Genomic DNA, 15,129 nt, shown 5'->3' with positions numbered 1-15,129 from the left:
AACGAAATCGAACGGAGAACACCCTCATGACCCTCGACGGCAAGGTGGCTTTGGTGACCGGCGGCAGCCGCGGGATCGGTGCCGCCACGGCGATCCGGCTCGCCGAGGACGGCGCCGACGTCGCACTCACCTACCAGAACAACGCCGAACTCGCGGCCGGTGTCGTGGACAAGATCAAGGCGCTCGGCCGTCGCGCGCTGGCGATCCAGGCCGACAGCGCCGACGCCGCGGCCGTGGTCTCCGCGGTCGACACGGCGGTCGCCGAGTTCGGCAGGCTCGACGTGCTGGTCAACAACGGGGGCGTCGGCTTCGTCGGCCCGCTCGACCAGACGAGCCTGGAGGACATCGACCGCGTGCTCGCGATCAACGTCCGCGGTGTCTACGTGGCCACGCAGGCCGCGGCCCGGCACCTCGGCGACGGCGGGCGCGTGATCAGCATCGGCAGCTGTGTCTCGGATCGGGTGCCCGGCCCCGGGATGTCGCTGTACGCGGTGAGCAAGACCGCGCTGCTGGGCATGACTAAGGGCCTGGCCAGGGAACTGGGGCCGCGCGGCATCACCGTGAACATCGTCCACCCCGGCCCGACCGACACCGACATGAACCCGGCCGACGGCCCGTACGCCGCCGACCAGCGGAGCCTGACGGCGTTCGACCGCTACGGCTCCCCGTCGGAGGTCGCCGCGACCGTGTCGTTCCTGGCGCGGCCGGAAAGCAAGTACGTGACCGGCTCGACCGTCTCGGTCGACGGCGGGCACGCGGCGTAGCTAGTCGGTGGACAGGCCGATCTCGCGCGCGAGATCGGCCAGCATCGCCTCGAAGAGGACGTCCGGTTTCGAGAACGGGATCGGATAGTTGCCGAAGACCTCGAGCGTGACGTGCCCGTAGAGCCGGGCCCAGAACTGGATCATCAGGTACGTCACGCCGAGGTCGAGCTTTTCGAGCGGGAACGTCGCCCCGGACTCCTTCAGCACGGCGAGCAGTTCCTCTTGGAAGGATGTGAGATCGTCTCGCAGCTCGGCCGGGACCACGTCGTTCGACGGCGTCACCAGATCGTGTGTCGCGAGCACCTGCCCCGCCGCCGCCAGGAAGATCCGCCCGAACGGCTCGTCCAGCCTGCTCAACGTGTCGTCGCCCGCGGGCGACGCGAAGACGAGCGTGAACTCCTTGGTGTGCGTGAGCGCCCACCGCCGGAATCCCTTGCAGATGGCGAAAAGTTGCAGCGCGCCCTCGTCCGGCAGCTGCGCGATGTCCTCGGCGAGCCCGGCCGCCAGATCCGCGACGACGTCCGCGCGCAGATGCTCGACCAGATCGTCACGGGAACCGTAGTAGCGGTACAACGCCGGCGCCGTGATGCCGAGCTCGCGCGCGATCGCCCGCAGGGTCACGGCCTCCGGGCCATGCTCGACCAGAAGCGTCCGCGCGGTCCGGCGGATGTCCTGATCCGTCGCCGCCCGCTCCCGGACCCTGCGGCTGGGGTTGGTCATCCGGGCATTCTAGGTGGTCAGTACGGGGATCACCCCAGAAGGCGAGCCTGAAGCCTCGTGAGCGGCCGGAGCGCGAGGAAGATCGGAACGGCCATTCCGGCGGCGATGAGGAAGTGCACGATCCACGCCCCCGCCAGCGTCGGCCCGCCCCAAGTGCCTTCGGGGTCGCTCCCCGTCCAGAAGAGCCCGTAGGTCGCGATGCGCCCGACGAGGTAGAAGAGCAGCAACGCGAGCAGGAACGCGACCGCGCTTGGACCGAAGGCCGCCACGAACCGCGGCCGAGCTCCGCCCTCCTGCCCGAGCCAGCGCCGCGCGAGCCCGCGCTGGACCTTCGCGCCACCGAGATACCCCGGCAGCACGAGAAGCGCGTAGATCGCGCGTTTCCAGTCCGAAATCGTCATATCCGACACGCTAGGGTGCCCTGACCTGCGAAAACATGGGGTAAGCCGTCGGATCGGGTAGGGAAAACCGGAGGTCGCTGTGGTGATCCACACGACCGGGCTGCGGATATGCGCCAAACGTTCCCCGATGTCAGACGGGTATGCCACACTCGGTCGCCGAACGGCTACGACGTGAACAGGGGAGGTTCGCGTGTCGAACCCTGAGCAGCTCTTCGCTGATTTCGAGGCCAAGCTGGCCGACGCCCAGCGAAAGGCGAATCAGATGCGCACCGAGATCGAAAGCGTCTCGGTGTCCGAACGCAGCAAGGACGGCCAGATCTCGGTCAAGGTCAACCACGCGGGGAACCTCGTCGGCCTGGAGATCGGCCCGTCCGTGCGCGACAACCCCGCGCTCGCGCAGGAGATTCTCCGCGTCGTCCAGAGCGCGCAGAGCAAACTCGCGGGCGCGATGCAGACCGGCGTGCCGTCCATCGCGGGCACCGAGACCATGAACGAACTGGTCAACCAGCTGCACAACGAGTACCCGGAACCCGAACCGACGGGCTACGTCGAGGGCGGCCACCAGGAGGCGGACGAGGACGACCGCTTCGTCGCCGAAGACGAGCTCGACGCGCCTCCTCCCCCGCCCGCTCCGAAGCCGCCCGCTCCTCCGACTCCGCCCGCGCCGCCGCGCGCCGCGCGCAGGCAGCAGACGGACCACGAGGACGACTACTTCACCGGCGGCGACTTCCTGCGCTGAGCGGGTTCTTGAGGGAGGGAAACCATGGTGCAGCCACAAGGTAAGCAGGGTTTCAACGTCGATCCGGTCCGGATCGACGAGCACGCCAAGCAGGTCGAGAAAACTCTGGAGCTGCTTCAGACCGCATTGAGCGCTGACCAGACGAGCCGGATCAAGTCCGAGGACTTCGGTCTGATCGGTGACCTCGTCCAGCTCGACGCATGGTGCAACACCGCCGCGGACAAGGCGGTCGAAGCTCTCAAGGCCGCTGTCGATGCCGGGAATCACCACGTGGACACGGTCCGAGCGTGGGCTCAGGCGCGCCGGGTCGACGATGAATCCGCCCAGGATCTGGTCAACCGTGCGGGGCAGGTGAAGCATGGCTGAGCCGGGCTCGAACCAGATCCTCCAGGACGCCACGAAGGAAACGGACTCGGAGAAGTACGTCGTCGACAGCGCCCTGGAAGGTGCGGGCGCAATCCAGGACACCATCGGCGGCATCGAGAAACTCGTCCACGGTGACTGGACGGAAGGCCTGCTCAGCCTGGGTAGTGCGGGCGTCGACATCGGCATGATCGCCGCCGGCGGCAACCCATTCGAGTCTCTTCTGAGCTGGGGGTTCGGCTGGGTCATCGAGCATGTCGACTTTCTGAAGGAACCGCTCGACTACGTCACCGGTGATCAGGACGCGCTGGATCTCGAAGCGCAGAAGTGGACCACCATCAGCAAAGACGTCCAGAAGATGGCGGAGGAACTCACGGGCGAGGTCCGTAAGAACACCATGGACTGGACCGGTCAGGTGGCAGACCGGTACCGCGAGTACGTCCAGGAACAGCTGGACACCTATCGTGCGCTTTCCGACGCCGCGAGCAACGCGGGTGCCGTCGTGGAGATCTGCAAGACGATCCTCGACGTCGTCCGCACACTCATCCGCGACCTCATCACCGATACCCTCGCCAAGATCATCTTCATTCTGCTCAGGTACCCGCCGCCCGGCTATCCCGGAGCCCTTGCGGGTGAAGGTGTTCCGTTCGCCGTGAAGCAGGCGCGGAAGGCGATGGGGCAGGTTCAGCGCCTGATGAAGGCCTTTTCGAACGCCAAGAGCATTCTCAAACTCCTTGGCGAGGCGCTGGAATCCATCGCGAAGGGGTTCGGCAAGTACGCGAAGGGTGTTGGTCAGGGGCTCAGCCACATGGCCAAGGAAGTCGTTCCAGGTCTCGGTGGCGCGGCGATCAAGGAAGCCGTGAAAGGCGTTCTCGACGTCGGTGTCGGAAGTGACAACAACCAGAGCGACCTGGATAAACAGCGCGACAAGACGAACACCACCATCGAGCCCAAGGACAGTGGAGTGGTCGGCAGCGGTAGCGGAAGGACGGCTGCTTCGCCGGTTCGCAAGGATGGCGTCGAGCCGGTATTCGACCAGCCTGGTGAGCAGCGGATCTCCGGTTCGCTGTAATGAAGAGGGCAAGCCGGACGGAGGCGATCGGCGCGGGTGCGCTCGCCGCGGCAGTGGCGACCGCACTGGTGATCGGGCCTTTGCTCTTCTTCGTCTGCCTGACGATGTTCCGCTTGGCAGGGGCGCCGGAGAACAACACCGGACCGACGGTGGTCGACGACGCTTCGGCGGTGATCGAGACCTGTGATCGCCGAGGTCCCGTTTCTTCTGAAGGCTTCGGCTACTTCTGGGAGTGTGATGCCGAGGTCACGGTGAACGGCCACTCGATCGGCGTCGTCAAGTTCGACCCCGACGAACTGACACCGGTCGATGGGACGAATGTGGTCGGGGTTCAGCGAAATGGCGAACACTGGCAACGCGACGTCGCACATCCCTATCGCCTGCTGCATGTGGCCGGGCTCGTGATCCTGGTGGTCGACTTCCTCGCGGTACTGGCTGCCTTGATTCCGCTGCTCGTCTCCGTCTTGTGGGTGTTGGCCCGGCTCCGGCGTCGAAAAGCACCCGAAATCGTTGCCTCGCGGGAGGAGCAGCAGCAGGTAAGCATCCGGCTCAAGGCTCCTCCGAAGCCGAAGCGCCGCTCGCCCACCGGAGCCACCGTGCTTGGCTTCAGCGGCCTTTTCTCACTGATGATCGGCGTGTGGATGTTCTACGTCCACGGCCGTCTGAGCGGCGATCTTTGGGGATTCGCCGCGGCTCTCTCGATCGTGCTGCTCGGAATCGGATTCATAGCCGCTGCGGCTTGGTGGGCTTTCGCGCCGGACAAACCCGGCGATGTAAGGACGATCGAATTCACGGAAGCGGGGATCAGGCAGCAGGGCGGTTCGTCGGAAGCGTTGGTGTTGCCGTGGGAGGACCTGCGTTCTGTCGTGTTCGACGAACGCGCGAGCCCAGGACGGATCAGCGTCCACTTGGCCTTGGCCGACGAGGCGTCAAGGGAGAAGCTTCTCGAGGAGTACAGACGGCCCTCGAAACACGGTGTCCTCCTGACTCCGGAAATCGCGATGGAGGAGGCGGAGTCGGCGTCGGAAGCGATCGAAGGTTTTCGCCCTGGCTTGGTGCATTGGCGCTCGCGCGAACTTTCGCGCAGTGGTTTCGGTCCCGGCAGGAGCCACGAGCCGCGTCTGGTGAGGTGGAAAGACGGGCGATCCGTCTCGCAGAGGGGGGACGTGGAAACCTCGCGAGCGGAGGAGCCGGTCAAGATCCGGTCAGGCCGGATGCCAGGAGCGAGAATCCTCGGTTTCGCCGGGCTCTACGCTCTGATCGTCTTGCTGTTCGTTCTTCGGCAATCCGCTGATTCCGTGCCCGTCTGGCTGTCGCCTGCAGTCGTGCTCGCGACTGTGGCTTGGGGGGTCGTTCTCTACAGGACCCGATTCCGGGGAACACCCGGTCTTCTAGAGGTGGACGAAGACTCTCTGACCTGGTTCGAGCGCGACGCGCCCGCAAGGCATGTCGTACCGCGTGAGATTCCACCGGTCGATGTGCTTCTCTCGAACCTCCAGCAGATCCAGCTCGAGCGTGTTCCGTCGGAACACGGCCGGAGGTACGTCAGGGTTTCGGTACGGACCGATGGCGTCCGGTCGGTTCTCGCGGAGAAGATCACGACAGCCGCCGCAGCGCGGCTGAAAGAGACGCTGAAAGCAAGATCCGCCTTCGCGGGCGACGTGGTGCTCGATCAAACAGCAGCCTGAAGCCGGGGCGCCGCCGGCGCCGATCACTCGGGGGGCTACGTGATCGACGCCGGCGACCCGATGCCCTCTTCCCGGCACCGGCCGGGATCGGGGCAACGTCACCGCTTGGAAGCGGCAACGCATCTCAAGAGCGGGCGTGATCGCCGAAGTGACGCCCGGGGGAAGGTTATCCCCCGAAAGAGTGACGGCGTTCCGCTGCTCGCCTGATTGTCGCACTACCCGCCGAGAAAGTTACAAAGTTCTTCACATCTTCGCCCGGAGAAGGGGCATGACCGGACAACTGCTGGTCATGGCATCGTTTCCGCCATGACTTCTCAGGTGCTGGTCATCGGGTCCGCCAATGCCGATCTCGTCGTCCCGGTCGACCGGCGGCCGGGTGGTGGCGAAACCGTACTGGGTGGCGACACGGTCTTGTCGCCGGGTGGCAAAGGCGCCAACACCGCGGTCGCCGCGGCCAGGCTCGGCGCCGACGTCGCGTTGCTCGGGGCGGTCGGCGACGATCCGTACGGCGAGCTGCTCAAACGGTCGCTGGCCGAGTCCGGGGTGAACACGGACTCGCTGCGCACGAGCGAGCGTCCGACGGGGATCGCGTACATCACGGTCACGCCCGACGGAGAGAACTCCATTCTCGTCTCGCCCGGCGCGAATTCCAGCCTGCGGCCCGAGGACGTCGATCTCGGCGGTGCCGAGATCGTGGTGTTGTCGCTGGAGATCCCGCTCGAAACCGTCGAGCACGCCGTCGCGCGGGCCGCTGAACACCAAGTGAAGACGCTACTGAACCTGTCGCCGGCGGCCGAGCTTTCCGCGAAGACGCTCCAGGGGCTCGATGTGCTGTTGGTCAATGAGCACGAGGCCGCCTTCCTCCTCGGTGGCGAGGCGGACTTCCCCAAGCTGCTCGACCTCGGGCCGAAGGCCGCGGTCGTGACGCTCGGAGCGAAGGGGGCGGCGGTGGTGACCGCGGACGGGGTGACGGAGGTGCCGTCGCCGAAGGTCGAGGCCGTCGACACGACGGGCGCCGGTGACGCCTTCGCCGGGGCGCTCGCCACCTCGCTCGCGAAGGGCGACGAGCTGGCCGACGCGGCGCGCAAGGCGGTGAAGGTGGCGGCGATCACCGTGACCCGCCAGGGTGCTCAGCCCTCGTATCCGACGGCGTCCGAACTGGAATGATGCCCTCTTCTGTGTTCTGCTGGTGGCTATGAGCCAGGTCACTCCGCCTATGAGATATGGTCTAGACCATGCCGTCTGAGTCACTGTCCGGGGTCGCCGTCAGTCCCGGCCGCGCGAGCGGTCCTGTCGTCCGGGTCGCCGAGCCGCTCGGTGAACCCGCGAGCACGCCGGCGCCTGCCGACCCCGCCGCCGAGGCCGCCCGGATCGACCCGGCCGCGCAGATCGTGGCCAGCAGGCTCGAGAAGCTCGCCGAGACGGCGACTGGCGAGGCGGCGACGATCCTCATCACCACCGCGGCGATGGCGGCCGACCCGGCGCTCGTCTCCTCGGCGGAGCAACTCGTCAAGGACCAGAACCTGCCCGCGCCGCGTGCGGTGCACCAGGCGGCGGGCAAGTTCGCCGACGCGCTCGCGGCCGCGGGCGGCTACATGGCCGAGCGGGCCCGCGACGTCCTCGACGTGCGTGACCGGCTCATCGCCGAGCTGCTCGGCATCGCGCCTCCCGGCGTTCCCGACCTCGACTCGCCGAGCGTGCTCGTCGCCCGTGACCTCGCGCCCGCCGACACGGCGGGCCTCGACCCGGACAAGGTGCTCGCGCTCGTCACCGAAGAGGGCGGCCCCACCAGCCACACCGCGATCCTCGCCCGCGCGCTCGGCATTCCCGCCGTCGTCGCGGTCCGCGGCGTCCTCGCGCTCGACGCGCAAGCGCTTGCGGTGGACGGTGACACCGGCGTCGTCGAGGTCGCGGACCCGGACGCCGAGATCGTCACGGCCACCAAGACCGGTGCGATCGAATGGGACGGCACCGGCGCGACCGCCGACGGCCACCGGGTGAAGGTGCTCGGCAACGTCGGCTCCGCCACCGACGCCCAGGCCGCCGCCGAGGCGGGCGCGGAAGGCGTCGGCCTCTTCCGCACCGAGTTCTGCTATCTCGACGCCGCCGCCGAGCCGAGCGTCGAAGAGCAGCGCAAGGCCTACACCGCCGTGCTCACGCCGTTCCGCGGCAAGCCGGTCGTCGTCCGCACTCTCGACGCGGGCGCCGACAAGCCGCTCGCGTTCCTGGAGCCCGAGGACGAGCCCAACCCGGCGCTCGGCGTACGCGGGCTTCGCGTCGCATTCGACCGGCCTGAGATCCTCGACCGCCAGCTCAAGGCCATCGCGGGTGCCGCGCAGGACTCCGGAGCCGAGGTTTCGGTGATGGCCCCGATGGTCGCCACCGCCGACGAGGCCGCCTGGTTCGCCGAGCGCGCCCGCGCCGCCGGAATCGCCCGCGTGGGCGTGATGATCGAGATCCCGGCCGCCGCGCTGACCGCCCGCGAGATCCTCGACGCGGTCGACTTCGTCTCCGTCGGCACCAACGACCTCGCGCAGTACACCTTCGCCGCGGATCGCCAGCTCGGCGCGGTCGCCAAGCTCAACGACCCGTGGCAGCCCGGGCTGCTGCGCCTGCTGAAGGTCATCGGCCAGGCCGCGAAGGACACCGGCAAGCCCGCCGGCGTCTGCGGCGAGGCCGCCGCCGACCCGAGGCTCGCGCTGGTGCTGGCCGGGCTCGGCCTCACCAGCCTGTCGATGAACGCGCCGGCCGTGCGCGCGGTCGGCGCGAGCTTGGCGGCGACGACGCTGGCCGAATGCGAGGGACTGGTCGAGGCCGTCCTGGCCACCTCGGACCCGCTCGCCGCGAGGCAGGCCGCGGCCAAGCGGTAGCAAAGGTCCCCCGCTCCCCGAAAAGGATCGGGGGGCATGTCGAAATCCGGTCCACCGCTTCGACGCCTAGGTGAAGACACCGAAGCGACGAAAGGACCGGACCATGACGACCACCATGACCCCGACGCGGGCTGGACGCCGGGAATGGGTCGGGCTGGCCGTGCTGGCCCTCCCGACCTTCCTGGTCTCCCTCGACGTCTTCGTACTGATCCTCGCGTTGCCGAAGCTCAGCCAGAGCCTCGGCGCCGACAGCACGCAGCAGCTGTGGATCATGGACGTCTACGGCTTCATGATCGCCGGGTTCATGGTCACCATGGGCACCCTCGGCGACCGCATCGGACGCCGGAAACTGCTGCTCATCGGCGCCACGGCGTTCGGAGCGGCCTCGGTGCTCGCCGCGTTCTCGACGAGCGCGCTGATGCTCATCGCCGCCCGCGCGCTGCTCGGGATCGCCGGTGCGACGCTGGCGCCGTCGACGCTCGCCCTGATCAGCAACCTGTTCACCGACAGCCGCCAGCGTTCCCTCGCGATCGGCATCTGGGCGGGCTGCTTCACCGTCGGCGCGATCGTCGGGCCGATGGTCGGCGGCGTGATGCTGGAGCACTTCTGGTGGGGTTCGGTGTTCCTGCTCGGCGTCCCGGCGATGGTCCTGCTGCTCGTGGTCGGCCCGAAGCTGCTGCCCGAGTACCGCAACGAGAACGCGGGCCGCCTCGACCTCGCCAGTGTCGCGCTTTCGCTGGTCACGATCCTGCCCGCGGTCTACGGCATCAAGGAACTCGCCCGCGAGGGTGTGCACGTGGTGCCGGTGGCCTCGCTCCTGATCGGTCTCGGCTTCGGCGTGGTGTTCGTGCGGCGCCAGCGAATCCTCCAGGACCCGCTGATCGACCTGACGCTGTTCCGCGGCCGTGCGTTCTCGACGGCGTTGGGTGGGATGTGCGCGTTCTCCATGCTGGGCGGCACGACCATGCTCTTCGTCGCGCAGTTCTTCCAGATCGTGCTGGAGCTTTCGCCGGTCGGCGCCGCGCTGGCGTTGCTGCCGGGCATGCTCGCCTCGACCGTCAGCTTCCTCGGCGCGCCGATCCTGGCCCGCCGCATCCGCCCCGCGACGCTGATCGCCACCGGCCTGGCCGGCGCGATCGCCGGATTCCTGCTGCTGACGCAGGTCGAGGCGGGCGCCGGTCCGGTGATCCCGTCGATCGCCTTCGCCATCACCTGCCTGTGCGGCGGCCCGCTGATCACCCTGGGCACGGATCTGGTCGTCGGGTCCGTGCCGCCGGAGAAGGCCGGTTCGGCGGCCTCGCTTTCGCAGACCGGCAACGAGCTCGGCTACGCGCTGGGCATCGCGACCGTCGGGACGCTGGGCAACGCGGTCACGCGGTCACGGCTCGCCGACGCGGTCCCCGCGCACGACGCGTTCGCCAGCGGGATGCACGCGGTGTCCGGGCTGGCCGCGGTGGTGCTGGCCGCGGTCGCGTACTTCGTGCTCCGGCACCTGCGCCACATCTAGCCGAAGAAACCCCGCCGCGGGTACTTGATGATCAGCGACCCCCCGTGCACGCGCCCGGTGATGACGAACCGGGGCGTGCCGGGGCGGCCGTTCGATCGCGTCCGGTCGTCGAGGTTGCCGAACTTGATGTCGGTGATCGAGTTGGTGTCGACGGCGCCGTTCTCGGGGATGGTGATCTCCACCGGACCCCATTTGGCCTGCAGTTCGATATGCACCACCGGGTGCCGGATCTCGGCCTGGGAGAAGTCCAGTTTCGTGGCGCCGTACTTGTTCCGGATCACCATCGACTCGGGGACCAGCCAGTTCCCGTTGCGCTGCAACGCCGAGTACTTGCCGTTGAGCTCCATGACCTGGCCGGACGCCCGCGCGTACGCGTGCTGAGCGGGCGGCGCCCACGGGTTCTGCTGCTGCCGCGGCACCATCCCCGCCTCGGGGTGCACCAGGCCGGGCAGATCCGTGAGTACCGCGTTCAGCTCACCGCGGGTCTTCGAGGCGAGGGCGCGGTCGGTCCGCTCGGTGAACTCGTCCAGGTTCAGCATCCCGAGGCCGATCGCCTTCTGGAGCACCTCGACGACGTGTTCGCGCTCCGCGTCGGAGACCCGGATGTCCCGTCCGCTCAACGGCTTGGTCTCGGTCGTCGACTGCTCTTCCTCGCCCATGCCAGGAATGGTAGAACCGATTCTCACGCGCGAGATCGGGGAAATACCCTGAACAGACCCGCATTTCTTCCCTGTGCCGCCCTGGTGGCGGTCGTCCTCCTGCTGACCGGTTGCACCGTCGAAGCGGATCCGCCGGACGCAGTCCCGGTGCCGACGGCCCCACCGGCGTCGAAACTCGACGGCGTACCGGTGGACTACAGCGGGTTCCGGCTCGTCATGACGACGTCGCCGCCGTCGGTGCTCGACCCCGCCACCGGCGCCACCACCCCGCTTCCCGGCGCTCCGGGCGGAGACCGGGTCAACGACGTCCTCCGCGTCGGCAAGTTCCCGGTCGTGCTGTCGGCCGCCCGCTGCGGGCCGTCGTGCCTGGAGCCGTCCGAAGTGCTCGTCTACGGCGACCCCAAGAACCAGCCGTGGAGGCTGGGCAAGGCCCGCAGCGTCGCCCCTTCAGCTGACGAAACCGGCGTCTGGCTGATCCGCGACGAAGGCAACGACCTCTGCCGTCTCCAGTACGTCTCCCTGCTCGGCGCGGAACGCGATCGCGGCCGTCCGGCGAGCTGCACGACAGCCGTGCGCCAGGAGGTGCCGAAGGGGCTGCTGATCACGGTGAACAGCGGGACCGCGAGCGCCGAGGACGTGCTGATCGATCCCGCCACCGGCCGCGCCGTCCACCAGTTCCCCCGGGTGCTGGCGATCACCAAGGAGCGGATGCTGCTCGCCGAGCTGACCGAGTTCTCCGTGCTCGACCTGCGGAACGATCAGCGCACGCCGGTCCGGTGGCCGGTGGCCAACGGCAAACCGGGCCAGGTGGTGCCGAGCCGTGACGGCTACAAGGTCGCCGTGCTGTTCGGCGACCCCGCCTGGGCGGGCACGGCGACGCAGACGGCCGACGTCTGGGTGCTCGCCCTCGACACGCTGACCTGGACGCACGCGCCCGCGATGCCGATCGCGACCGAGCTCAAACGGGTCGCGATCGAGTGGACCGAGAGCGACGACCTGGTGATCGCGGCCGACGTCGTCGCGAACTGGCGCCTCGACCGGCCACAGTGGACGATCGTCAAGACCCCGCTGCCCGCCGAGCGGAACCAGCGGGTGGTGGCGATCGCCCAGGGGTGAGCTACTCCTCGTCCAGCCCGTGCTCGATGGCGTAGCGGGCGAGCTCGACGCGGTTGTGCAGCTGGAGTTTCCGCAGCGTCGACTGGACGTGGTTCTCCACCGTCCGATGCGACAGCACGAGCTTCTCGGCGATCTGCCGCGCCGTCATCCCCTTCGCGACCAGGCGCAGGACGTCGGTCTCGCGTTCGGTCAGCCGCGGCGGCGCGGGCCCGTCGTCCGGCGCGTCGGCCATGCGGCGGTACTCGCCGAGGACGAGTCCGGCGAGTCCGGCGGTGAACACCGGGTCACCCGCGGCGGTCCGCTTGACCGCGTCCACCAGTTCGCTCGCCGAAGCCGATTTCACCAGGTAGCCGGACGCCCCGGCCTTGACCGCCTCGAGGACGTCGCTGTGCTCGCCGCTCGCGGACAGCACCAGCACCTTGGTCGACGGCAGTTCCGAGGTGATCTCGCGGGTGGCGTCGACCCCCGAGGTCTCGCCGAGGTTGAGGTCCATCAGCACGACGTCGGGCCGGACCGTACGCGCGATCCGCACCGCGGCGGGCGCGTCCGGCGCGGTGGCCCGCACGTCGAATCCGTGCTCGGCCAGGTCGCGCGCGACCCCGTCCCGCCACATCGGATGATCGTCGACCACCATCACCGAGACCCGAGCCTCACCGGTCATCGCTTTCCCCTCGCCGCGACTGGAACCTTGACTTCCCATTCCGTGCCCTGGCCGGGCGCGGTGTCCAGGGCGGCACTTCCGCCCAGATCCCGCACGCGTCCCTTGATGGACTCCGCGATACCTAGATGTCCCTCGGCCGCCGCTCGTTCCAAGACGCCGGGCGCGATTCCCGGGCCGTCGTCGCGGACGCTGACGACGACCTCGGTGCCGAGGTCCTCCAGCAGCACCCAGGCGTGCGCGTCTTCGCCCGCGTGTTTCTCGACGTTCGACAGCGCCTCGCGCGCCACGGCAACCAGCTCCGAGGTCACGTGCTCGGGCAGCTGGACCTCGCCCGCGGGCGTCGAGACCTGCACCGAGGGCGTCGCGAGCAGCTGCAGCGCGGCACGGAGGTCGGTGGTCCCGTTCTCGCTCGGATGCGTCGGCTCGGTGGTGACCAGCGCGCGCAGCGCGATCTCCTGCTCACCGGCGAGTTTCGCCAGCTCGGCGGCCTCCCCGCCGAATTCGGCGCCGCGTTTGCGCACCCGCGCGAGCACCTGGAGGACGCTGTCGTGGATCGAGCGGGCGAGCCGCTCACGCTCGGCCGTCGCGGCTTCCATGCGCAACGCCCTGGTCAGCGCGTCGGCCGACCGGCGGGCCATGGTCGCGGCGAGGCCGATCACGAACCCGCTCGCGGTCAGCAGGAAGCCGTCCCGCGCGACGTCGACGTCGAACCGCCAGCGCACCAGCCCGGTGACCACCGAGACCACGAGCCCGGCGAGCACCCCGCCGACCGCGCCGAACCGGGTGCCGGCGGCCGCGGGCGGGACCGCCGCCCACACCGTCGTGATGAGCGGGACGTTGGCGTCGAACTGCGCGGTGGTCAGGATCCACGCCGACGTGAACATGAGGGCGACGGTGAGCACGAGATCGACGCCGACCAGCCACGGCCAGCGGCTCGACGGCCGCGCGTAGAACACGCTGCTGACGATCGTCCACACCGTCATCAGGCCGAACGACGTCCACGCCAGCCACTTGTTCGCGTAGCCGTCGTAATGGACGACGAAGGAGCCGAGCGCGAAGAGCAGCGTCGTCACGCGGAGCACGATCACGCCGCGCCACAGCGGAGTGGCCGGGTCCCGCGTGCCGAGCGCCGAGACCGCGCGCCAGAGCGGGGTCTCGGTCATGACTTGGCTTCGGACTCTTCCCCGGCGTCGTTCGGTTGCGCCGCCTGATCCCGCAGGACGTCGATCTCGGCCGGATCGGGATCGTGTTCGTGCAGCAGCGAGCGGATCCCCGCGTTGAGCACCGCGAGCAGCGGCACCGAGAGGAGCGCGCCGGCGATCCCGGCGGCGACGAGACCGGCGGTGATCGCGAGCACCACGGCGAGCGGGTGCAGCTTCACCGCGCGGCCGAGCAGGATGGGCTGGAGCACGTGGCTTTCCAGCTGCATGACGCCGATGACGATGGCCAGCACGATCAGCGCGCCGACGATGCCCTTCGTCACCAGCGCGATCAGCACCGCGACCGCGCCCGCGATCACGGCGCCGATGATCGGGATGAAGGCGCCGAGGAACACCAGCGTCGCCAGCGGGATCACCAGCGGCACGCCGACGATCGCCAGCCCGATGCCGATGCCGACCGCGTCGACCACGGCCACCGCCGCCGTCGCGCGCACGTAGCTGACCAGCGACGCGAAGCCGCGCCGCCCGGCGACGTCGACCCGGTTCCGCACGCGGCCCGGCACCCCGCGGACCAGGAACTTCCAGATCTGGTCGCCGCCGGAGAGGAAGAAGATGAGGATGAACAGCGTCAGGATGAAACCGGTGACGATCTCGCCGACCGTGCCCGCGGTGGTGAGCGCGGTCGTGGTGATCGACGCCTGGTTGTTCTGCAGGAAGCTGATCGCCTGGTTGATGAACTCCTGGATCTGCTCCTGGCGCAGGTGCAGCGGCCCGTCGATGAGCCAGACCTTGATCTGGTTGAGGCTCTCCGTCAGCTGCTTCTGCAGTTCGGGCAGGCCGGACGAGAACTGCGCGACGACGAACGTCAGCAGCCCGCCGAGGACCGCGAGCCCGGCGATCAGCACTATCCCGGCCGCGAGCCCGCGCGGGAATCTCAGCGCCGTCAGCTTGGAGACCGCCGGCGCGAGCAGCGCGGCGAGCAGCAGCGCGATCGACAACGGGATCACGACCACCGACAGATAGCCGATGAGGAACACGATGACGTAGAGCGCGGCGATCACCACGATGAAGCGCCACGACAACGCCGCGCCGATCCGCAGGCCGCGGGGCACCAGGTTGGTGACGTCTTCGGTGGACTCGGAGAGGAACGGGTTCGCCGGGTCGAATTCCGGCTGTTTGCGCTGGGGCTCGCTCACGCGCTCACCGTATCGGTCCGGGGCGACGTTTCCTGAACATTCCAGGCGACGCGCACGGGTCGGATTCGCCCGATGCGACGCTTGACACACCGGGAGCCGACGGACTCCGGAGTAACCGGGCTCCGCCAGCCTCGATCACTCATCGTGATTTCGGGCTACACCGTGTGTTCTTCACACGATCGTGCCATCAAGGTGGTTCAAAGTCGCGCGGGC

General features: G+C 68.7%; 15 protein-coding genes. 9 read left to right on the top strand and 6 right to left on the bottom strand.

Translation table 11 applies throughout. From position 1 onward, the window contains the following. Positions 1 to 26 precede the first annotated feature (26 nt). Positions 27 to 764: an SDR family oxidoreductase gene (locus tag ACZ1DY_RS44335; RefSeq protein WP_457959013.1), complete on the top strand. Its 738-nt coding sequence runs from the start codon at positions 27 to 29 to the stop codon at positions 762 to 764. Here the strand turns inward: ACZ1DY_RS44335 and ACZ1DY_RS44330 are convergent, their stop codons facing one another. After that, positions 765 to 1,484 (bottom strand): TetR/AcrR family transcriptional regulator, encoded by a 720-nt coding sequence (locus tag ACZ1DY_RS44330; protein ID WP_257483527.1) that lies wholly within the window; start codon positions 1,482 to 1,484, stop codon positions 765 to 767. 29 nt (positions 1,485 to 1,513) lie between these two features. Beyond that, positions 1,514 to 1,885 carry a hypothetical protein gene (locus tag ACZ1DY_RS44325; protein ID WP_126734726.1) on the bottom strand — a complete coding sequence of 124 codons (372 nt, stop codon included), beginning with the start codon at positions 1,883 to 1,885 and terminating at the stop codon, positions 1,514 to 1,516. Between the two features lie 190 nt (positions 1,886 to 2,075). Here ACZ1DY_RS44325 and ACZ1DY_RS44320 point away from each other — a divergent pair, with 190 nt between their 5' ends. The 7 genes from ACZ1DY_RS44320 to ACZ1DY_RS44290 all read left to right on the top strand — a co-directional run bounded on the left by ACZ1DY_RS44320 (position 2,076) and on the right by ACZ1DY_RS44290 (position 10,124). Further along, positions 2,076 to 2,624, top strand: coding sequence for a YbaB/EbfC family nucleoid-associated protein (locus ACZ1DY_RS44320; protein ID WP_257483525.1), 549 nt, complete (start codon positions 2,076 to 2,078; stop codon positions 2,622 to 2,624). Positions 2,625 to 2,648: 24 nt separating this feature from the next. Continuing rightward, positions 2,649 to 2,990: a hypothetical protein gene (locus tag ACZ1DY_RS44315; RefSeq protein WP_126734724.1), complete on the top strand. Its 342-nt coding sequence runs from the start codon at positions 2,649 to 2,651 to the stop codon at positions 2,988 to 2,990. After that, entirely contained in the window at positions 2,983 to 4,059 is a 1,077-nt protein-coding gene (locus tag ACZ1DY_RS44310) for a WXG100 family type VII secretion target (RefSeq protein WP_465483223.1), read from the top strand. Before ACZ1DY_RS44315 ends, ACZ1DY_RS44310 begins: the two co-directional genes overlap by 8 nt. Beyond that, positions 4,059 to 5,747: a DUF6346 domain-containing protein gene (locus ACZ1DY_RS44305; RefSeq protein ID WP_465483222.1), complete on the top strand. Its 1,689-nt coding sequence runs from the start codon at positions 4,059 to 4,061 to the stop codon at positions 5,745 to 5,747. Before ACZ1DY_RS44310 ends, ACZ1DY_RS44305 begins: the two co-directional genes overlap by 1 nt. A gap of 306 nt (positions 5,748 to 6,053) precedes the next feature. Further along, a complete protein-coding gene (locus ACZ1DY_RS44300) occupies positions 6,054 to 6,914 on the top strand; it encodes a ribokinase (protein ID WP_465483221.1) in 861 nt (286 codons plus the stop codon). Positions 6,915 to 6,982: 68 nt separating this feature from the next. Further along, positions 6,983 to 8,617, top strand: coding sequence for a phosphoenolpyruvate--protein phosphotransferase (gene ptsP, locus ACZ1DY_RS44295; protein WP_465483220.1), 1,635 nt, complete (start codon positions 6,983 to 6,985; stop codon positions 8,615 to 8,617). Between the two features lie 103 nt (positions 8,618 to 8,720). Continuing rightward, positions 8,721 to 10,124 (top strand): MFS transporter, encoded by a 1,404-nt coding sequence (locus tag ACZ1DY_RS44290; protein ID WP_465483219.1) that lies wholly within the window; start codon positions 8,721 to 8,723, stop codon positions 10,122 to 10,124. Here the strand turns inward: ACZ1DY_RS44290 and ACZ1DY_RS44285 are convergent. Next, entirely contained in the window at positions 10,121 to 10,783 is a 663-nt protein-coding gene (locus ACZ1DY_RS44285) for a DUF1707 SHOCT-like domain-containing protein (RefSeq protein ID WP_465483218.1), read from the bottom strand. The two genes, ACZ1DY_RS44290 and ACZ1DY_RS44285, sit on opposite strands and share 4 nt — an antisense overlap. Before the next feature lie 84 nt (positions 10,784 to 10,867). Between ACZ1DY_RS44285 and ACZ1DY_RS44280 the strand changes: the two genes are divergently transcribed. Then, on the top strand, positions 10,868 to 11,899 hold the full coding sequence (locus ACZ1DY_RS44280; protein ID WP_465483217.1) for a hypothetical protein: 1,032 nt from the start codon (positions 10,868 to 10,870) through the stop codon (positions 11,897 to 11,899). A 1-nt stretch (position 11,900) separates the two neighbouring features. On the opposite strand, the gene ACZ1DY_RS44275 is transcribed toward ACZ1DY_RS44280, so the two are convergent. From ACZ1DY_RS44275 to ACZ1DY_RS44265, 3 genes are read right to left on the bottom strand one after another with little or no spacing between them, the layout of a single operon-like run. Beyond that, complete coding sequence (locus ACZ1DY_RS44275) at positions 11,901 to 12,560, bottom strand: response regulator (RefSeq protein ID WP_126734717.1); 660 nt, start codon at positions 12,558 to 12,560, stop codon at positions 11,901 to 11,903. Then, on the bottom strand, positions 12,557 to 13,723 hold the full coding sequence (macS, locus tag ACZ1DY_RS44270) for a MacS family sensor histidine kinase (RefSeq protein ID WP_465483216.1): 1,167 nt from the start codon (positions 13,721 to 13,723) through the stop codon (positions 12,557 to 12,559). Before macS ends, ACZ1DY_RS44275 begins: the two co-directional genes overlap by 4 nt. Continuing rightward, entirely contained in the window at positions 13,720 to 14,916 is a 1,197-nt protein-coding gene (locus tag ACZ1DY_RS44265; protein ID WP_465414212.1) for an AI-2E family transporter, read from the bottom strand. The genes macS and ACZ1DY_RS44265 overlap by 4 nt, the downstream gene beginning before the upstream one ends. Positions 14,917 to 15,129: the final 213 nt, after the last annotated feature.

The sequence above is a fragment of the Amycolatopsis sp. PSD-21 genome (assembly GCF_055561455.1).
Note: the sequence above shows the minus strand (reverse complement) of the source record. Positions and strands in the feature narration are given on the sequence as shown.

Excerpts from the sequence above, each read along its gene's own strand:
- ACZ1DY_RS44335 (WP_457959013.1), top strand. The coding sequence starts at position 27 with ATGACCCTCGACGGCAAGGTGGCTTTGGTGACCGGCGGCAGCCGCGGG.
- ACZ1DY_RS44330 (WP_257483527.1), bottom strand. The coding sequence starts at position 1,484 with ATGACCAACCCCAGCCGCAGGGTCCGGGAGCGGGCGGCGACGGATCAG.
- ACZ1DY_RS44325 (WP_126734726.1), bottom strand. The coding sequence starts at position 1,885 with ATGACGATTTCGGACTGGAAACGCGCGATCTACGCGCTTCTCGTGCTG.
- ACZ1DY_RS44315 (WP_126734724.1), top strand. The coding sequence starts at position 2,649 with ATGGTGCAGCCACAAGGTAAGCAGGGTTTCAACGTCGATCCGGTCCGG.
- ACZ1DY_RS44310 (WP_465483223.1), top strand. The coding sequence starts at position 2,983 with ATGGCTGAGCCGGGCTCGAACCAGATCCTCCAGGACGCCACGAAGGAA.
- ACZ1DY_RS44305 (WP_465483222.1), top strand. The coding sequence starts at position 4,059 with ATGAAGAGGGCAAGCCGGACGGAGGCGATCGGCGCGGGTGCGCTCGCC.
- ACZ1DY_RS44300 (WP_465483221.1), top strand. The coding sequence starts at position 6,054 with ATGACTTCTCAGGTGCTGGTCATCGGGTCCGCCAATGCCGATCTCGTC.
- ptsP (WP_465483220.1), top strand. The coding sequence starts at position 6,983 with ATGCCGTCTGAGTCACTGTCCGGGGTCGCCGTCAGTCCCGGCCGCGCG.
- ACZ1DY_RS44290 (WP_465483219.1), top strand. The coding sequence starts at position 8,721 with ATGACGACCACCATGACCCCGACGCGGGCTGGACGCCGGGAATGGGTC.
- ACZ1DY_RS44285 (WP_465483218.1), bottom strand. The coding sequence starts at position 10,783 with ATGGGCGAGGAAGAGCAGTCGACGACCGAGACCAAGCCGTTGAGCGGA.
- ACZ1DY_RS44275 (WP_126734717.1), bottom strand. The coding sequence starts at position 12,560 with ATGACCGGTGAGGCTCGGGTCTCGGTGATGGTGGTCGACGATCATCCG.
- macS (WP_465483216.1), bottom strand. The coding sequence starts at position 13,723 with ATGACCGAGACCCCGCTCTGGCGCGCGGTCTCGGCGCTCGGCACGCGG.